Source organism: Pseudoalteromonas sp. NZS11_1, assembly GCF_015864275.1.
GTDB lineage: Bacteria > Pseudomonadota > Gammaproteobacteria > Enterobacterales > Alteromonadaceae > Pseudoalteromonas > Pseudoalteromonas arctica.
Genome location: NZ_JADYXK010000007.1, coordinates 90887 through 110495 on the forward strand (window position 1 = coordinate 90887; position 19609 = coordinate 110495).

General features: G+C 39.8%; 18 protein-coding genes. 6 read left to right on the forward strand and 12 right to left on the reverse strand.

The window, feature by feature from the left end:
* Positions 1 to 125: 125 nt before the first annotated feature.
* From gdhA to I6F44_RS07735, 6 genes are all read right to left on the reverse strand, one after another.
* Entirely contained in the window at positions 126 to 1478 is a 1353-nt protein-coding gene (gene gdhA / locus I6F44_RS07710; protein WP_121954830.1) for an NADP-specific glutamate dehydrogenase, read from the reverse strand.
* A 373-nt stretch (positions 1479 to 1851) separates the two neighbouring features.
* Positions 1852 to 2325 carry a DUF1456 family protein gene (locus I6F44_RS07715; RefSeq protein ID WP_002960721.1) on the reverse strand — a complete coding sequence of 158 codons (474 nt, stop codon included), beginning with the start codon at positions 2323 to 2325 and terminating at the stop codon, positions 1852 to 1854.
* A gap of 108 nt (positions 2326 to 2433) precedes the next feature.
* Positions 2434 to 3678, reverse strand: a complete 1245-nt coding sequence (locus I6F44_RS07720; protein ID WP_024590128.1) for a lipoprotein-releasing ABC transporter permease subunit — start codon at positions 3676 to 3678, stop codon at positions 2434 to 2436.
* Complete coding sequence (gene lolD / locus I6F44_RS07725; protein WP_007375330.1) at positions 3668 to 4366, reverse strand: lipoprotein-releasing ABC transporter ATP-binding protein LolD; 699 nt, start codon at positions 4364 to 4366, stop codon at positions 3668 to 3670. The genes I6F44_RS07720 and lolD overlap by 11 nt, the downstream gene beginning before the upstream one ends.
* Complete coding sequence (locus I6F44_RS07730) at positions 4359 to 5576, reverse strand: lipoprotein-releasing ABC transporter permease subunit (protein WP_197173545.1); 1218 nt, start codon at positions 5574 to 5576, stop codon at positions 4359 to 4361. The genes lolD and I6F44_RS07730 overlap by 8 nt, the downstream gene beginning before the upstream one ends.
* 147 nt (positions 5577 to 5723) lie before the next feature.
* Entirely contained in the window at positions 5724 to 6596 is an 873-nt protein-coding gene (locus I6F44_RS07735) for a LysR family transcriptional regulator (RefSeq protein ID WP_180961406.1), read from the reverse strand.
* A 134-nt stretch (positions 6597 to 6730) separates the two neighbouring features.
* On the opposite strand from I6F44_RS07735, the gene I6F44_RS07740 reads away from it, so the two are divergent.
* Complete coding sequence (locus I6F44_RS07740; protein WP_007375333.1) at positions 6731 to 7852, forward strand: S-(hydroxymethyl)glutathione dehydrogenase/class III alcohol dehydrogenase; 1122 nt, start codon at positions 6731 to 6733, stop codon at positions 7850 to 7852.
* A 72-nt stretch (positions 7853 to 7924) separates the two neighbouring features.
* Positions 7925 to 8767: an S-formylglutathione hydrolase gene (gene fghA, locus I6F44_RS07745; RefSeq protein WP_121954832.1), complete on the forward strand. Its 843-nt coding sequence runs from the start codon at positions 7925 to 7927 to the stop codon at positions 8765 to 8767.
* Here the strand turns inward: fghA and I6F44_RS07750 are convergent.
* Positions 8721 to 9059 (reverse strand): hypothetical protein, encoded by a 339-nt coding sequence (locus I6F44_RS07750; RefSeq protein ID WP_121954833.1) that lies wholly within the window; start codon positions 9057 to 9059, stop codon positions 8721 to 8723. The genes fghA and I6F44_RS07750 overlap by 47 nt on opposite strands.
* Positions 9060 to 9164: 105 nt before the next feature.
* Positions 9165 to 10688: a BCCT family transporter gene (locus I6F44_RS07755; protein WP_257983219.1), complete on the reverse strand. Its 1524-nt coding sequence runs from the start codon at positions 10686 to 10688 to the stop codon at positions 9165 to 9167.
* Positions 10689 to 10901: 213 nt separating this feature from the next.
* Here I6F44_RS07755 and I6F44_RS07760 point away from each other — a divergent pair, with 213 nt between their 5' ends.
* Positions 10902 to 11318, forward strand: a complete 417-nt coding sequence (locus I6F44_RS07760) for an MgtC/SapB family protein (RefSeq protein WP_024590122.1) — start codon at positions 10902 to 10904, stop codon at positions 11316 to 11318.
* Between the two features lie 76 nt (positions 11319 to 11394).
* Here I6F44_RS07760 and I6F44_RS07765 read toward each other — a convergent pair whose 3' ends face one another.
* Positions 11395 to 13302 (reverse strand): beta-ketoacyl synthase, encoded by a 1908-nt coding sequence (locus I6F44_RS07765; RefSeq protein ID WP_121954834.1) that lies wholly within the window; start codon positions 13300 to 13302, stop codon positions 11395 to 11397.
* A gap of 126 nt (positions 13303 to 13428) precedes the next feature.
* On the opposite strand from I6F44_RS07765, the gene I6F44_RS07770 reads away from it, so the two are divergent.
* Both I6F44_RS07770 and I6F44_RS07775 read left to right on the forward strand, forming a co-directional pair.
* On the forward strand, positions 13429 to 14439 hold the full coding sequence (locus I6F44_RS07770; protein WP_121954835.1) for a GlxA family transcriptional regulator: 1011 nt from the start codon (positions 13429 to 13431) through the stop codon (positions 14437 to 14439).
* Positions 14440 to 14527: 88 nt separating this feature from the next.
* Complete coding sequence (locus tag I6F44_RS07775) at positions 14528 to 15754, forward strand: sensor domain-containing phosphodiesterase (protein WP_121954836.1); 1227 nt, start codon at positions 14528 to 14530, stop codon at positions 15752 to 15754.
* Positions 15755 to 15770: 16 nt separating this feature from the next.
* Here I6F44_RS07775 and I6F44_RS07780 read toward each other — a convergent pair whose 3' ends face one another.
* The 3 genes from I6F44_RS07780 to I6F44_RS07790 are packed head-to-tail and all read right to left on the reverse strand — an operon-like array spanning position 15771 to position 18803.
* Entirely contained in the window at positions 15771 to 16283 is a 513-nt protein-coding gene (locus tag I6F44_RS07780) for an MgtC/SapB family protein (protein ID WP_007582656.1), read from the reverse strand.
* A gap of 8 nt (positions 16284 to 16291) precedes the next feature.
* A complete protein-coding gene (locus I6F44_RS07785; protein WP_121954840.1) occupies positions 16292 to 17404 on the reverse strand; it encodes a GNAT family N-acetyltransferase/peptidase C39 family protein in 1113 nt (370 codons plus the stop codon).
* Positions 17405 to 17408: 4 nt separating this feature from the next.
* Positions 17409 to 18803, reverse strand: coding sequence for a RimK family protein (locus tag I6F44_RS07790; RefSeq protein WP_121954837.1), 1395 nt, complete (start codon positions 18801 to 18803; stop codon positions 17409 to 17411).
* A 293-nt stretch (positions 18804 to 19096) separates the two neighbouring features.
* Between I6F44_RS07790 and I6F44_RS07795 the strand changes: the two genes are divergently transcribed.
* Positions 19097 to 19435: a zinc ribbon domain-containing protein YjdM gene (locus I6F44_RS07795; RefSeq protein WP_010555058.1), complete on the forward strand. Its 339-nt coding sequence runs from the start codon at positions 19097 to 19099 to the stop codon at positions 19433 to 19435.
* Positions 19436 to 19609 lie beyond the last annotated feature (174 nt).

The following is a 19609-nucleotide window of genomic DNA, read 5'->3' on the forward strand; positions in this document are numbered from 1 at the left end:
AGCCCAGCTTTATAGGGTTATAGTTCACTAATGGCGTTAATATTTAAAACTAACCATAATATACTCAATTTTATGGCTAGTTTTAAAATCACATTATATTAAAGCCTTATTGTTCAGCTTTAATATTAAACGACACCCTGCTCAATCATTGCATCGGCGACGCGCCTAAAGCCTGCAATGTTAGCGCCTAATAAAAGGTTTCCAGGCTCACCAAATTCTGTAGCGGTGTCGTTAGCGGTAACAAATATATTTTTCATAATTTGTTTTAGCTTTTCATCAACTTCTTCAAAGGTCCAACTTTGCATGCTCGCATTTTGCGCCATTTCTAATTGGCTTGTTGCAACGCCGCCGGCATTGGCGGCCTTACCTGGCCCATACGCAATTTTTGCAGCAATAAAGCAATCAATAGCCTCTTTTGTTGAAGGCATGTTTGCGCCTTCACTTACTAATAAACAACCGCCGGATAATAATGCGTTAGCGTCTGCCTGTGTTAATTCATTTTGTGTGGCGCACGGAAAAGCAGCGGCAGCATTAAAGCGCCAAACAGCGTGCCCATCTTTAGGGTAGTCAATTGCAGAAATATAAATAGCATCGGGGTGAGTTTTTTTATACACGCTCAAGCAATCACGCGATTGCTCTTTCAAACATTTAATAAGATTTAAATCTATACCCGACTCATGATACACAGTGCCACGAGAGTCGCTGCAACTTACTGGTGTTGCCCCCATTTGATAAAGCTTTTCCATAGCATAAATAGCAACATTACCTGCGCCCGAGACCAAGCAGCGCTTACCTTGTAGGCTATCGCCGCGCGCTTGCAGCATGTAGTCAGCAAAATAAACAGCGCCGTATCCAGTGGCTTCTTTTCGTACAAGCGATCCACCCCACAATAAGCTTTTACCTGTTAAAACACCTTCATAGCGCCCAGTCAAACGCTTATATTGACCAAACAAGTAACCTATTTCTCTTGCCCCTACTCCAATGTCTCCAGCGGGTACGTCGGTTGTAGGGCCAATATGGCGATAGAGCTCGCTCATAAATGATTGGCAAAAACGCATTATTTCAGCATCTGAGCGCCCTTTTGGATCAAAGTTTGCCCCGCCTTTACCACCACCGATTGGTAAACCTGTTAAAGCATTTTTAAATATTTGCTCAAACCCTAAAAATTTAATTATGCTGGCATTTACATTTGGGTGAAAACGTAAGCCACCTTTATAGGGGCCAAGTGCAGAGTTAAACTCAATTCTGTAGCCTTTATTTACCTGAATATTGCCTTCGTCATCAACCCAGGGAACTCTAAACATAATTTGACGTTCGGGTTCAACTAAGCGTTGTATAATGGCATTTTTTTTGTATTTTTCTGAGTTTTCTAAGATAGGTTCGAGTGATTCAAGTACTTCTTCAACAGCTTGATAAAACTCGCATTGTGCAGGACTACTATTTTTTAATTGTGCGATTGTGCTATGGATATAATTCATAATTATTCTTCCGTGTTAATAATAAAAGTATTTATCAGATGTTAAAGTAAACGTGATCAAGTTTATGATTCATGCTTTAAGGTCTTAATTTAATATAATTAACTATTACCTTAGCATGAAAAATTAAGATACTTAACGCGAGCTACGTGAATTATTTTTGATTAGAAGTTTGATTTTTATTTATTAAAGATGAATTTAAATTCACAGATTTAAAATTAGAACAGTGCCAAGCGAATTTTTATATTTTCAAAAAGGAGTTTTAGAAGTATTAGGTTAGGTGTGGATTTTTTAAAAAATATAACAATTAATGGGCTTTATACTGCATTGCGCTCGCAAAAAACCCATTAACTAAAAGCTAATTAGCTAAAACCAGTTACTCAGCAGACTCTTCTGGACGGTGCTGCTTTTGTACGCCGGTTAAAAACAAGCGTAATATTTGATCGTTACAAACACGGTAATGTTTGTTATCTACTTTTCGAGAAAACGCGCTTAACTCATGTTTACTCAGATCAAAATCAACAAGTGCAAGTGTTGCTATAACATCTTCTGCTTTCATATTTAAAGCAATACGTAGCTTCATAAAGATAATATTGTTGTTTAGCTTTTTCTCAGGCTCTGGTTGCTCACCTTCGCGTTTGCCACGTTGGGTATTAATAAACCCATTTAAAAAGCTAGCAAACTCAGTATCACTTATTGGGGTAAAAGCCTCTTCACCTTCTTTAGTTAACCATGCAATTACTTGCTCTTTGGTGACCGTATGCTCTGCTGATGCAAAAACATTGACCATAGCAGTATCAGTTAAGTTAAAAGTGTAGCGAATGCGGCGTAAAATATCGTTATTAGTCAAAGTAAATCCCAAAGTGAGGTATAGCAACCAAGCAGTTATTGCTTAATTTTAAATAAGCACCTAGTTTAACAGGTTTACTAATACCACCCTATTAATTTTTATCTGAGCTTAATTACCAAGCACCTTGGCAGGATCTACGCGTGTTGCTTGCCATGCAGGATAAATAGTGGCAAGTATCGCAAGCACAAACGTAACAATCACTGTAATACCAATGTCTTCAAGTACTAATTTACTTGGTAAAAACTCTATAAAATAAACGCCCTCAAGTGGATTGGCTCCAAATGATTGGCTTATCCACGTAAAAAGCTCACTTATATTAAGCGCTAATACCACGCCAATTAGTGTTCCTAGTGCCACGCCTACAAATGCTTGCATTAAGCCCTGCATCACAAAGGTGGCTAAAATAGTACTGTCTTTCGCGCCCATGGTTTTTAAAATTGCGATATTGCCTTGTTTTTCGCGTACTTCCATCACCAAGGAGGACACAATATTAAAACTGGCTACCGCTATAATTAAAAACACCACAATATAAACAATGGTACGTACCATTTGAATATCTTGATAAAGGCTGCCTTGGGTTCTGAACCAACTGGAAACATACACGTAGTCGTCAATAGTTTGGCCCACTTTTAGCGCTATTTGGTGCGCCGAAAACACATCATCAACACTTAACCGCAGCCCTGTTACTTGAGTTTCATCGTAACCCAATGTTTGCTGCGCTTTATTAAGATGTATAAACGCAGCTGTACTATCAATGGGGCCTCCCATTTCTATAACACCTGCAAGGTTAAGTGTTACGCGTTTAGGCGCTAATAATGACTGACCTTTTTGGCCTATTTGCGGAATAAGTAACGTAATGTTGTCGCCTACTTTTGCATCTAACTGTTTTACTATTTGCTTACCTAAAATTACATCGTCAAGGCCTAACTGGCTGACCAATTTACCACTGGTAAACTGGTTTACCGCCGATACATTACTCTCTAGCGATGGCTCAACACCTCGAATTTCTATCGCTTTTAGCTGGCTTTTATATTGCGCCATCCCATTCACTGCAATAAATGGCGCAGCCCCTGTTACATGCGGTTGTGTTTGTAAATCCTCAACTTTTTGCGACCAATTCGCGATGGGTCTACTTGGTGCTACATATTCCACCTGCGGCACAACGCTTAGCAATCTATGTACTAGTTGTTGCTCAAAACCATTAATTACCGACAGCGCCACAATTAAAACCGCGACACCTAATAAAATACCAATAGTCGACGCTTTAGCGATAAAACTAACAAAGCCGTTTTTTTCATCTTTGTGGCCTGAATAGGCTCTAAAACGTTTACTTAAAAATGCACTAAGCAACATGCTGCGACTCTTTAATAGCTAGTTTTCCATCGTCTAAATAAGCTATTTTGCCTAGCTTATCGGCAAGTTCTAAATCGTGTGTAACTACCACAAAACTGGTGTTTAAGCTTTGGTTAAGCTCATTTATTAAATCGTAAATTTTAATCGCATTTTGTTTATCTAAATTACCGGTTGGTTCATCAGCAAGCACAAGCGCAGGTTTAGTAACCAGCGCGCGGGCAATAGCCACGCGTTGGCGCTCTCCACCAGAAAGCGCAGACGGTTTATGCGAGCTGCGATGTGCAAGGCCTACTTTTTCGAGCATATCGAGCGCTTGAGCTTTGGCTTCTTTTGCACTCAAGCCTTTAATTAATAATGGCATAGCCACGTTTTCAACTGCGCTAAACTCCATTAATAAGTGATGAAATTGATAGATGAAGCCCAAATTTTGGTTTCTAAATGCGGCTTGCTCTGTTCGCGAAAGTTTTGCAACTTCTTGGTTTTTAATTTTAGCGCTACCTGAGCTTGCGGTATCTAATGTGCCAAGTATGTGTAAAAGCGTACTTTTACCAGAGCCAGAACTCCCCACAATAGCCAGCATTTCACCTTGCTGAAGCGCTAAATCAACGCCTTTTAATACTTCAACTTGGTTGCTGCCATCTTGATAAACCTTACTTAAATTTTCACAACTAATTACTAAATCATTCATAACGTAATACCTCTGCTGGTTTTACTTTTGCGGCTTTACGCGCAGGATATAAGGTAGCTAAAAAGCTCATAGCAATACTGGCAAACGCTATTATTACTAAACTCAAAATATCAAACTTTACCGGAAGCTCTATACCCGCCAGTAAGTTTAAGCCCACTAATGCAAGTAGCTCATTTATATATAAACTAAATATTACACCTAAAAATGCGCCTATTGCGGTACCAATTACGCCATTATATAGGCCTTGCACCATAAACACTTTTTGCACTTGCGAAGGTGTTAAACCTAACGTTTGTAGTATGGCTACTTCACCTTGTTTTTCGCTTACCATCATGGTTAATGCCGATACAATATTAAATACAGCCACCAATACAATGAGGGCAAGCAACATAGACATAATGCGCTTTTCCATAGCAACGGCTGCAAATAGAGTACCTTGGGTACTGCGCCAATCACTATAATTATGATCTTGTAAAATACGCTGGCTTGCTTCAATAAACTCATCTAGTTCGAAAGGTTCGTGCAATGAAACACTTAAATTTGGGGCAGTGTTTTTATCCAGCTTTAACATCCGTTGTAGTGAAGCGCCACTCGTAAACGCAAGTGCCATATCTATCTCAGATCCGGTTTCGTATATTGCGGCAACTTTAAATAAACGCTGGCTGGGTACTCGCCCAAGTGGTGTATACGTTGAAGCATTAGGCATAATAACGCGAAGCTTATCACCCACGCTAACGCCTAATTTACGACTCAAATAACGGCTTATAGCAATGTTGTAATTTTTGTTTAATACAGTTTTCCAATCGCCTTGCACTATTTTATCGGTAATTCTATACAAAGAACCACTATCGTTATAAAGGCCTTGTAATAAAACGCCGTGCAAGTCTTTATTCGTTTGCAAAATAGCTTCGCCGTGGCGATATAAGCTTACATGATCAACATAAGGAGATTGTTCGAGGTCGGTTTTTAGGGTGTTCATTTGGGTGGCAGTGTGTTTACCTGCGCTAACTTCAACATGCGGAATAAGTCCAAGCATATTGGTTTTTAGGCTATTTTCAAACCCGTTCATTACACTGCTTACCGTAAATAATGCCATTAAACCAATAGCGATACCGGCAATAGAAAAAAACGAAATAAACGATATAAACGCATTTCCTTTAGAGGAGCGACTATATCTAAGCCCTATAAATAAGCTAACCGGTTGAAACATATTATTTTTAACACTTATCGTAAAAGTATTGAGCAATAGTAGCACGAAAAAAGTGCCTTTGGGTATGGCGTAAAATGTAAGAAATAATTTAAAAATCTGATACTTGGCTATATTTACAGCAATATGTATTTAACCATTAACTCGCGGTTAAGCTTTAAGCCCGCTGACTAAATAATCGAGCAATACCCGTACATTAGTGGCCACAAACTGCCTTGGTGGATATACGCCCCATACCCCTTCTTGCTGTGGTTGATAGGGTGTTAAAATAGGCACCAATTGCCCTGAGTTAATTTCGTTTTCAATGTAGTAGTCTGGGAGCTGTACAATACCGAGCCCCTTTTTTGCGCCATCCACCAGCGCCCAACCACTATTACACTGTAATCGCCCCGCTATTTTAATGTGTTTATCGCGCCCATTTTCGTTTACGCGCCAGTAGCTGCTATTACCAATTAAACATTCATGGCTGTTTAGCTCGCCTAAAGTATGCGGCTCACCAAATCGCGTTAAATACTGTGGCGCCGCGCACATAATAAAACGCCGCGCACTTAATCTACGCGCTTTTAAGCTCGAATCTTTTAAGTGCCCAAGCCTTATTGCTAAATCAAATCCGCCCTCTAATAAGTTTTCTTGCTCATTACTTAATGTGGCAACAACTTCGACCTCAGAATGATCCTTCATAAAGTTATGTACTATGGGCATAATAAAGCTCTCTCCGTACATAACTGGTGCTGTGAGCTTTATTTTACCTTTAGGTGTACTTTGTTGTTGAGCAAGACCTTGAGTTGCCTCGTCCATAGCGTGTTGTAAGTGCTTTATTTGATGTAAATACACTTCGCCTTCTTTGGTTAAAACCACTTTACGAGTAGTACGGGTTAAAAGCTGGGTATTTAAACGTTGCTCAAGCGCTGTGACATGGCGGCTAATATGCGCAACCGAAAGCCCAAGCATTTTTGCAGCCGCAGTAAAGCTGCCCTCCTCCCCAACCGCTATAAACTCATCAATTCCATCCCAACGCGCCATTATTACCATACTGTAAAAGTGTTTTAATAAAATTGAGATTATCATTATTTGAGAAACAAATACAATAAGCACATCACCCAAGCAAATTGGGTCTACAATTATTTTTTAATAGCCAGTTAAAGGAAATAAAACACATGTCTGAATTTATTAAATCAAAAGCTGCCATTGCTTGGGGTCCTAATCAACCACTTAGTGTTGAAGAAGTTGATGTGATGATGCCTAAAAAAGGCGAAGTAATGGTAAAAATTACCGCTACAGGTGTGTGTCATACCGATGCATTTACATTATCGGGCCAAGATCCTGAAGGCATATTTCCTGCTATTTTAGGTCACGAAGGCGCTGGTGTTGTCTATGCTGTTGGCGAAGGCGTAACGAGTGTTGAAGTTGGGGATCATGTTATTCCTTTATACACTGCAGAATGTGGCGTATGTAAAATGTGTACTTCAGGTAAAACTAACCTGTGTTCAGCCGTGCGCGAAACACAAGGTAAAGGCCTAATGCCAGACGGCACTACACGCTTTTTTAAAGACGGCCAACCAATTTATCACTACATGGGGACATCAACGTTCTCTGAGTACACTGTATTGCCAGAAATTTCACTCGCTAAAGTAAATAAAGAAGCATCACTAGAAGAGATTTGCTTACTCGGCTGTGGTGTAACAACAGGCATGGGCGCAGTTACCAACACAGCTAAAGTAAAGCCTGGCGACACGGTTGCTATATTTGGCTTAGGCGGTATTGGTTTGTCTGCGATTATTGGCGCAAAAATGGCCGGTGCTGGTCGTATTATTGGTGTTGATATAAACACCACTAAATTCGATTTAGCTACAAAACTAGGTGCAACTGATTTAATTAACCCAAAAGATTTCGACAAGCCAATTCAAGAAGTTATTGTTGAAATGACAGACGGCGGCGTTGACTATTCGTTTGAATGTATCGGTAATGTTGACGTAATGCGCTCAGCGCTTGAGTGTTGCCACAAAGGTTGGGGAGAGTCAGTCATTATTGGTGTGGCGGGTGCAGGCCAAGAAATATCAACCCGCCCGTTTCAACTAGTAACTGGGCGTGTATGGCGTGGTAGTGCATTTGGTGGCGTTAAAGGCCGTTCACAACTTCCTGAAATTGTTGAGCGTTACATGGCGGGGGAATTTGCTCTTAGCGACTTTATTACTCACACAATGGGCCTTGAAGATATTAATGAAGCATTTGATTTAATGCACGAAGGCAAAAGTATTCGTACAGTCATTCATTACTAATAAACTGCATTCGTAAAATAGCTTATTAATAAGCCGTAATACTTTTAAGTTTACGGCTTTTAAGGATTAAGTATGTTAGAAAATATCTCAAGTGTAAAAGTGTCTGGCGGTTGGCATAAACAATATACTCACAGCTCGCAAAGTACACATAGCACTATGCGTTTTGCCGTATTTTTACCACCTGGCGCAAGTGAGACAAACAAAGTTCCGGTACTTTATTGGCTATCAGGTTTAACCTGTACAGACGAAAATTTTATGCAAAAAGCCGGCGCATTTAAAAAAGCAGCTGAGCTGGGTATTGCTATTGTAGCGCCTGACACTAGCCCGCGCGGCGAAAACGTCCCCAATGAAGACAGCTACGACTTTGCACAAGGCGCAGGCTTTTACGTAAATGCCACGCAAGCTCCTTACAACACTCATTTTAATATGTACGATTATGTTGTTAGTGAGTTACCAGCACTTATTGAACAACATTTTCCGATAACAAGCACAAAAGCAATTAGTGGTCACTCTATGGGCGGGCACGGTGCATTAATGGTTGCACTTAAAAACCCGACTGCGTTTGTAAGTGCCTCGGCTTTTAGCCCTATTGTAAATCCGATTGAATGTCCTTGGGGTGTAAAAGCATTTACTGGCTATTTAGGAAATGATAAGGCGCTTTGGGCACAGTATGATAGCTGCGAGCTGATGAAAAACGCAGAGCAAGCTCATTACTTACCCATGTTAGTGAGTCAAGGTGATGCTGATGGCTTTTTACAAGAGCAACTTAAGCCAGAAAACTTAGTCGCTATTGCTGATAAAAAAGGCTACCCGCTTACACTTGAAATGCAAGCAGGCTACGATCATAGCTACTTTTTTATAAGTAGCTTTATTGACCAACACTTATTATTTCATCATCAGTTTTTAACAGCTTAGAATGAGATTCGTTAGTGTGTAGATTAGATTTATCAACATCTACACACTCTTTTAAACTCTTTGTTACTTGCCTACATGTTTGTTTTGGATTGCTCTCGTCTTTTACAAATTCCACTATAGCGGAGTCAACTGCATATCCCATTTTTGAGAAACTCAAGCTCTCTTCGTCTTTTACAAAAGTACCAGAGTTCGTTGAGCTACTACTCGAGCGTGCTGAATTATCAAGCAATACACCTACAGCGGTACAACCGAGTAGACTTTGTAAAAAAACAACAATAACTAAAATACGCATAATTCATCTTGAATGCTAACTACTGGCTAATACCTTAATTTTAGCCTTTTTTTAAAATAACTCTGTAAAAATGTGTTAAGGGTAATGGCATATTTAAATGAATACTTATTCTTCATTGATTAGTTCATTTGTAAACTCTTTAATAAAACCAATTAATTGCAATATAAATATAATTAAAAAAGGAAGCGCTCCAATAATAGCAACGCTTCTGTTTAATGGTTCATTGTTTTGTACTAACAAAACAAAAGCGCATAAACCTAGTGCAAACGACCAAGCATACAAGCTCCATGTCTGAGCTTCACTTGCACCACTTAATTGGCGAATAACCAAAACAGCAGAGTCTGCTGATGTGGCTACAAAAATGAGTAGAAGCAATAAACTTGACCAAATTAATAAACCGCCTTGCCACCCTAATTGCTCGAAGAATACAAACAGCCCTTGCGTATAATCGGCTTTAATAGCCGCTAAAATGCCTGCATTGTGCGTTTGATCCCACGCAATTGCAGAGCCAGAAAACACACTAAACCAAATAATTGTCACAAAAGTTGGTACAAATACAACACCTAAAATGTATTGCCAAACCGGCCGTCCTTGGCTAATTTTTGCCAAAAACACACCAACAAACGGGCCCCAAGCTAACCACCAAAAATAGTAATTGTATGTCCAACCTGTTGCCCATGCTGGGTCATTAAGTACGCTTTCAAACTGCCATGTTCCTGTGGTTATGAGCTGAATGTAACCCCATGTACCGCCTATTGCTATGTCTATAATTGGCTCTATAGGCACAAAAATTAATAGCCATGCTATAAGTGCAAATGCTAAAAACACATTAAATTTACTAAGAGTTTGAATTCCTTTTTTAAGCCCCAACTTTGCAGAGATAGTATAAAGCAGCGCAATTAAACAAATTATAATAAACCCCGAAAATAAAGCCGATTCAACCCCTAGCTCAAGCTCGAGCCCCTTACGCAGTAATAAAGTTGAATTAGCAATTGTGCCCACGACACCAAAAAATATTGCAAGTATGGCAATTAATTTAATGCTAAAGCTCAGCTGTAACTGCCAAGCCCGATTAATAACGCCTTTAGTTGCACTGATCACTGGAGCACTAATATCGCCCGCTTTACCACTATTGCGAGTAAGCCCACCTAATACCAAGCCAAATACTGCATAGAGCGCCCATGCATGCGCGCCCCAATTAACTAAGGTAAGCGCCAAACCACTTCTTTGGTGGTTGGGATACAAGGTTTGCTTTAAAGGCGAGTTAACCGTGTGTAGTGCAGGCTCTGCTACTCCCCAAAATATAAGTCCTGAGCCCATTCCTGCTGCAAACAACATAGAAAGCCAACCAAAGGTACTAAACTCAACAAGTGCTTGCGCTCCTCCTATTTTTCGTTGCCCTAATGGGCTTATAGCAATAGCTATCACGGAAAAAAGTAACAAGTTTACCAATATAAAAAATGGCGACCCTAAATAACCTAAAATTTTATTAATAGCGGGTTGTAAGTGCTCTGTGAGTAATTCAGGAAATAAAAAAGCAATAACAGATAACCCAACGCAAAATAGTAAGGCTGTTTTTTCAAGCTTAGTGGGGGTGCTTAATGTTTTATTTAAAGGCAAGAGATTCACATAGGTGTCTTTTAGTCTGGATAAAAGAATACGGGGCTTTAAAACTCAGATCAAATTAACTATTGCGTAAAATAGTAATAAAAACATGTAAAAGTTTCCTCAATAATTCTTGTTAAATATAGGCATTAACAATAACTCATTGATTAATAGTAATTTATGCCATGGCTTGCTGTTTGCTTATTATTAACAAAGTTAACCAGCACAGGCTCAATAATGGAAATTGATTTACAGTGGAATGAAATCATCGATAACTTAATACACTTAGGTATTGCATACCTACTTGCACTACCCATGGCTTACGACAGAGAGCGAAGTAATGATGGCGCAGGCCTTCGTACCTTTCCTCTTGTTGCTGTTGCATCGTGTGGGTATGCATTAATTGCTATGTCGGTTTTAGATGGCGCAGAAGCTCAATCAAAAATGTTGCAAGGCATCATTACTGGTATTGGTTTTATTGGCGGTGGCGCAATTTTGAAAAATAACAAATCAACCTCCGGCACAGCAACCGCAGCCAGTATTTGGAATATGGGCTTAATTGGTATAGCCGTAGCGTACAGCCGCTACGAAATAGCAATTTTACTTGCCATTATTAATTTTATAACGCTTAGGTATGTAAAAAAGTTTAAGTAATTTATAAACGGAGTGACTTATTCAATAGGCATTAAAAAAGGCGCTTAAAAAGCGCCTTGCTAACAAGTATGTGTGCTTAAAACATATCTTGATAGGAATTTGTTGTGCTAAATGTAATTGCTTTTTCAAAGCCAGGTAACTGAATACTTTGCTCGTCTATTACAATGTCGTTGTCGTCAATAAGTCCGTCGCCAAAGCGGTAAATAAGCTCATATTGGCCTAAATCAGCTTGAGCTTGATACGTTTGTTGCGCGGCTTTAATTGCCACGTTTTTCTGCGCGTAACTACTCATAACTTCATCGCCATGGCGCTTAGCGAGCATTTGCATTGTTACTTTTGGTGAAAGTACGGTAGCTGTTGCATTGTTACCGCCAAAGCCTTTTGAATTTATAAAAGCAATATCCATATTGGCGCATTCGTAATGGCTATTACGAATATCAAGATGATCGGTGTAAACATCATCAGCCACTTTATCAATTGTGGTAATACCCGGCATAATATTATGGCTAAATACACCTAAAGCTATCGCTAATTGGTCGCCACTTGCAGGAGCTATAGTATGACCAACATAGGCTTTTGGCGCTGTCACTTTCCAATTATCAATAGCGAACGTTTGTGCCACTTTGTGATATATCAACGACTCTGTTACGCGGTTTAACGGTGTACTTGAGCCATGCGCTAAAATAAAGCTACGTTCTTGCAAGGCTTTTTTGCCTAAAAGGCTCGTTGCTAAAGCAGCCGATTTAGCCATGGTAATATAGTTACCAGGGCCAGGTGACGTAATTGATTTTTTTATGCCATCTGCATTTACAAATACATCCGGTACGCAGCCCATAATGTCGGCGCCTAGTTCAAGGGCTAAAGCATCGTCCATTAAAATAGCAACTTGTGCGCCTTCACCTAATGTAAAGCCGCAGTTGTCGCCAAATGGTCGGCTACTTTTGCGATAATCTGGTTCTTCATCACTTGATAAGTTATCTAAACGGCGCAAACCTTCAACATTTGCAAGTGCGCTCATGTTACCAAAGCCTTCAATCACTTCTGGTGTAATAGCACACTCAACACTTGCGACAACCGCAACGCGTGTACGCCCTGCCTGTATGTCGTTAACCGCTGCACGTAAGTTGTATAAAAACGTAGCACAGGCCCCCGAGGTCGAAAACGTAGTCCCTACATTGCCCGTAACATACGCGTTAATAAAGTCGGTCGACATTGTATTTAAACCCAGTGCTAACTGCTTAGTACTAACACGGTCGCCTTGTTGGCGCGCCTTTACTAAACCGCCTAGGCCTTTGTCGTCCATTTGGCCAATTACCGATGCTGAATAGGTACCAATTTTATCTGGCTCTACGCTATTCATAATATGCTGCCAATCAAGCCCTGTTGATTTAATAGCATCGGTAGCTGCAAAAATAGTAGCTTGCAAACCACGAGGCTGATAGCGGCTGTTATACATAACAGACGGATCAAACCCAGTCGGGAATTGCCCTGCAGATTTAATTGGATTATCACGTGTTGAGTCATGCTTAACATCTAAGTCGGCTGCAATAGTTACTTTTACTTTTTTGCCTTCAAGTTCTTCAACTTGCCAGCTAGCTGGAACAGGTGTAGGTAAGTCGCGAGCGCGCGTTTCAAACACAATTGCGTTATCGCTTGATGCGTTTAGCGTCATTTTTTGCTGCCACGGTGTGGCATCGGCATCAAAGTGTTCTTTTTCAATTTTACGAATAAGCGTACCAGCAATAATTTGCTCACCAAAACGTGCTTCTATGTCGCTTTGCTCAACATTATTACCTTGAGTATCTTGTAATTGGCCGTTTACAACACTTACTAGATTCATCAGTGTGGCGAGGCCTAAAAATGTTTCACTGCGATCTTGAGCATTTAAACTATCTAACACGATACGGCGATAACCTTGATGAAAAGAAGTACGGCCAGCGGCGTTAATGCCACCCATGCCTACTATAACGGGTAATGCAGTCATAATTTACCTTTAAAAAACGTGTTATTAGAAGAAGAGGCAGTTTAAATGGATTATGCACTATGCATTGTGCTTTAATAGCCAAATATTCAGCACAAAAGGCCAAAATGTACTGGTCGGAGCATTTATATGACTGAAAAAAACACTAATCCACCACTAAACATTGCTATAGCGGTATATCCGCATTTATTAGTTACCAGTTTAACGCTGCCTATTGAGATGTTAAGAGCCGGCGAGGCCTTTGCTAAAGGCCATATTGATAAGCAAAGCTTTAGACCGCTTGCTATAAATTTAGTGGCTAAAAATGCTGAATCTATAGCTACTCGCGCAGGCCTTGCGATAATTCCTGATTGCATAACAACTAACGCCCCCTACAGTGATTTAATTATAGTGCCCGGAATTTGGCGAAACCCGCGCCCTGTAGTGCGTACAAATCAAGGCGTAGTTGATTGGCTAAGCGAGAGCTTTAGCGCAGGCAGTCATATAATTGGTGTAGGCACTGGCAACTGCTTAGTAGCTGAGGCTGGCTTACTTGATGGGCACCCTGCTACAACCCATTGGCACTACGCCAATCAATTTAGCCACGACTACCCGTTAGTGCGTTTAAAACCCGACTTTTTTATAACCCAGTCAGAACGCATGTACACCGTAGCAAGCCTTAATGCCCTTGCAGATGTGATCGTACATATTATTAGTCAGTACTATGGAAAAGCCGCCGCTCAACATGTAGAGCGAAACTTTTCGCACGAAATACGTAAACCCTACGAAGATCAACGCTACTTAGAAGGTGCAGTTGACCGTCACCCCGACGAGCTAATTGCGCAAATTCAGTTTTGGCTAAAAACAAATTTAGCCACCGAGCTAAACTTGCAAGAAGTCGCTGCCCAATTTAGCTTGAGCTACCGTACTTTTACCCGCCGTTTTAGAGCCGCCACTAATCAAAGCCCTATTGAGTATTGGCAACAATTACGCGTAGAAGGTGCGAAGGAGTTATTAGCATCATCAAATTTATCAATTCAAGAAGTGGCTTTAGAAGTGGGATATAACGACCAAGGTCATTTAACACGCGTGTTTAAAAAAGTATTAAGCCAAACACCTAGTGGTTATAGAAAAGTAGTTAGACGAAAGTTATTTGGATAACCAGCGACGACACTCTAAATTGGCATTTTTTTATACATAAATTATACTCTTATCAATAATATAATTTACGCTATACCAAGGTAACTGCATGAGAGATAAACTTAGTAAGCACCTTTTTGATCCACAAAGCGATGCTTCTATTGAATCAAAGTTATTAAAGTTACTTTCACTTGTACGAAAACATTTGAGTATGGAAGTCGCGTTTATTTCAGAATTCACCAATACTGATCGCGTTTTTAAAGTGGTAGATAACCAAACTACAAATACCTGCGTATCAGTAGGTAATTCAGATCCAATTTGCGAAACTTACTGTAAAAAAATATCCGATAACGAGCTAGAACAAATAATCCCTAATACTCTTGAGCACCCAATAACCCGCAACATGCCAGTCACAGAAAAGCTAAATATTGGCTCTTATATTGGTGTACCCATTATCTTATCCACCGGAAAGATTTATGGAACTTTTTGCTGTTATAAAACCGTATTAGACAATACCTTGAACGACAGAGATTTGTCATTTCTTAGACTGATTTCTGAAATAGCTACTGAGTTAATCGAAAAAAAAGTTCAATCTGACATTTTAAATAATGAGTCAAAGTCGCTTATTGAAAATATTATAAAAACAAACGATATTACGATTTATTTTCAGCCCATATTTAATTTATCAACCAACCAACTTTCGGGTTATGAATCTCTGTCACGCTTTTTTATTGAACCCTATAAAACACCTGATATTTGGTTTAAAGATGCTGAAAAGCTAGGTTTAGGAGAAGCATTAGAAATACTTGCTATACAAAATACATTACATTGCTTAGATCAATTTGATGAAAAAGCTTATATCACTATAAATACTTCACCTCAGCATATTTTATCAGGCTCAATAGACAAAGTATTACAAAGCATCGATTGTAATAGAATAATTTTAGAAGTGACTGAACATTCACCTATTTTAGACTACCAAGCTATGAGAACCGCACTTCGACCATTAAGAAACCGGGGTGTAAAGCTAGCTATCGATGATGTAGGTGCTGGATTTTCATCTTTTCAGCATATTTTAGAATTAGAGGCTGATATCATTAAGTTAGACATAAGCCTCACTCAAAATATAAACACAGACCGTAGGAAGTTTTTATTAGCTAAAGCACTATGCGGATTTGTTAAAGCTATTAATTGCTCAATTGTAGCTGAGGGTATAGAAAATCAAGATGAATTAAACACACTCAGAAAACTAGGCGTTGATAACGTGCAAGGCTATTTTATTGGGCGCCCAGCTCCTATTAAAGATGCCATCCAATATCAAACAATTACGCTCTAATTAAAAAACGCCACTTTTAGTGGCGTTCTGTGTCGTTAAATTCTTTTCGATAATAGCGCTTTTGATAGTTTTTTACTTTAGTGTGAACGCCTTTGCTTAAGCTTTTAAATTTAGCTTCGAGTACGTCTACACCGTATAAAATACCGACCACCAGAACCGAAAGTTTTATTGCAGCGCCAAGGTTTTCGGTCGCTATCATAACGCCTATTGATGCAAGCACCCAGATGGTTGCAGCTGATGTAACGCCAACTACCGCACCATCTTTTGCGAGCATAACGCCAGCCCCTAAAAAGCCGATACCTGTAATTATTTGCCCAACTACACGAGAGTGATCTATTACATCCCCTTGTAAATTAAACGCAGTGGATAAAAACAAATACGTACCCAAGGTTATTAACGCAGAGGTACGAATGCCTACAGGTTTGCCGCGCAACTGGCGCTCTATACCAATAATGGCACCGCAAAAAGCCGCAGTACCAATAGCTGCCCACGAATACGGGGCTACATCAATTAAATCTAAAAAAGTCACTGTTAACCTTATATTTTATTAGCTATAGCCACCGCCGTTCTTAAACGTTGGCTACCAAACGCTGACATTTTACTAAAATCACTTCGTGCAATAGGTACATACTGGCAATCTATTGCGAGCTGTTTATCGTTACCGGGCTCACAAAACGGATCGTGAACATACACGCAGTGCTCATCAAGGTGCGTTACACACACCCAATGTGGCGATTTTTTACCATCAAAACTATATGTGCTAATTAATAACAGCACACTAAAGCCTTTACTTAACCACTGCTCAATATGCTCAAGCTCTACATCTTTATGTGTAAGCGGTATATTTGCCTGTGCAATACCATCTACAAATTGTTGATGCACGGTGGCAAGTACCACTTTTTTGTTCTCGTTGCGTACGCCATCTAAAAACAAAGGCTCGGTGGTATTAACCATTACTTCGCTTTTAAAACCACGCTTATTAGCGGCAAGTGCCAAACCAAATGGATGGCACCCTCCATGACCCGATGTCATAAAAATGGTGGTACCTTCACGCCAAAGTGCCAGCTCATGTGATTGGCTAAGCTCAGTAGTAGGCTCAAGTGCGCCCATTGCCATTAATAGTGCAGCAGGTCCGCACGTAAACTCGGTAGTTTGCTGATACCACGGCGTTAAACGCGCCACTTTTAACTCACTCGTTTGTCGAATGTTTTTTTGCATTCGTAGTGCGTCACTGTGGTCGTCGTAATAATCGCTATATTGACCAAATACTCTGTAGCCTAAGCTTTTATAAAGCCCAATCGCACCTTCGTTATTTACAGCCACTTCTAAACGAAGGTAAATACGAGCCCGCTCACACGTTTCTTTTTCTAGGCTAGTAAGCAGTGCTTTTGCAATCCCCTTACCTTGCATTGTGGGTTTTACAGCAAGCGAATATAAACGCGCTAAGCGAGTCCCTTTATGGCACCATACTAGCCCATAGCCGCATATTTGCTCGCCACTTTCTGCAACGAGTAAAATACCGTGTTTTGCACTTAGCCAGCGTTTTAGACTGCGCGGGCTCAATTTATCGTTATTAAAGCAGGCGTTTTCAACGTCAATCAGTGCGTTTAAATCACTGCTAAGCGCCTTTCGAATAACAAGGTTGCTCATGTTATTACCCACGGCCTCGTGCTTCTAAGCGTTGTTTAAACTCATCCATAATGATCATGTATAGCTCATCGCCTAAATAGCCGTCTTCTACTTTGTGATCAATACTTGGGTTATCGTTTACTTCAAGCACGTATGCTTTGCCTTGATGCTCTTTAACATCTACGCCATATAAACCCCTACCCACTGTTTTACATGCTTTTAATGCTGCATCTAATACCGCTTTTGGTAACTCAAAGGTTGGCAAGGTTTCAAAGCCACCAGAGAAAAACCGTTTAGCGTCGTGGTTATAAATTTGCCAATGGTTACGCGCCATTAAATAGCGGCATGCATAAATTGCACGGCCATTTAACACACCCACTCGCCAATCGTATTCGGTATACATGTACTCTTGTGCAAGCACTAATGCGCTAAACTCAAACAGCTCTGTAAGCTTAGCGGCAAGCTCATCACGGTTTGAAACTTTAAATACACCTTTTGAGAACGACCCTTCAGGCATTTTTAAAACAAGCGGATACATAAACGCTTCTTCTAATTGCTCAAGCGTTTCATTTGCTTGATCAGCCACTACAACCGTTTTTAAACTTGGCACTTTTTGGTAATTAAACGCATCGTGTAAATACACTTTATTACAACAACGTAAAATAGACTCAGCATCGTCAATAACCACTAAACCAAGGCTTTGCGCTTTGCTTGCAAGGCGATACGTTGGATGGTCAATCGCTGTAGTTTGGCGAATAAATAACGCATCAAACTGGGCTATGTTATCAATTTCGTCAAAGCTTAATGCTTGTGCATTAATACCATGTTTAGCCGCTGCTTTAATAAAACGTGCAATGGCGTCTTTATCACTCGGTGGTACTTTTTCGTTATGATCAACAAGTATTGCCATGTCCCATCTAAAACGACGTTGTACCGAACTAATACGCCACTGCGTTTTAGTAAAGTTATCTAGCTTGGCTACAAATTCGCTGTACTGTTGCTCGCTTAAAGACGACATCGAGCCTTGTTGTAATAAGCCTTGCTCATCAACAAATAAAATAGGCGCTGGGTATTGTTTAAATACCGACTTTGCTGCTTTTGATTGTAAATCATTTTGGGCATTGCCAAAGTAAAGTGTGCCATCTATTTGGCCCACATTTAACATAGGTGCTTGGCCACTACGAAGAGCATTAATGGTTTTTACACTGGGTAAAACTTGGTGCTTGCGCGCCTCTGCAAGTAACGAGCAATAGTAACCTTTGCTCAAGTATTGGCTTGAGTCGCACAGATTAATAATGCGTGTTTTTGGTTCGTTATGTTTTGGGTAATCACGTAAATAGGTATTAAACGTAATTACATTTTCGAACGATTGAGCAAGCGTTTGCTCGTTGTTATCAACCACAATTAAGGTTTTAAACACGACTTTTCCTAGTTAAGTCAAAATATAAAAAGCATGCTTAGTAAAATACTAAGCATTATAAATAGAAACACCCATCGTACTAAGTGGGCATTGCGCGAATCACTTAATATGATGGGTGCTTTAACAGGTACCTACTGTACGAGTTAGCGCTTAAATTGCTTAAGCGACATGTGCTTTATATGCCCTTTTTTAAAAACGCACAAACGAGATATTTTTAGCGTGAAGATAAAAAATATTGATTAACTAATAACGCAGATTAAAATACGCAAAACAGTACCTTATGAGAGTTAAAAGTGTCGCTGCCTGCTTGCCCAAAATGCCAATGTGAATATGTTTACGAGGACCAACAACTGCTTGTTTGCCCCGAGTGCGCCCATGAGTGGAACCCTAATAATACAAGCGATGAAGACGCAATTTTAGTTAAAGATGCCAATGGCACTTTGCTAAATGATGGTGACAAAGTGACAGTAGCCAAAGATTTAAAAATTAAAGGCAGCTCGCAAGTAATTAAAATTGGCACCAAAGCGGTAGTTAGAAGAGTGCTTGATAAAAAAGATCACGAACTTGATTGTAAAGTAGAAGGCATTGGCGAAATGATGGTAACAGCAAAGTTTGTGAAAAAAGCTACCTAAAATTAGATATTTAAAATATAAGGATGTTAGATGAAAAATCATAAAAATAAATTCATCCAAGCCTTATGGTCTGTTATTGAAGCTTATTATTAGTGCGTGTAATAGATTTTGTTTAACTGCTATTAGTTGGTGTATATCTAAAGGTCCACCTACATTTAATAAGGTGAATTATCG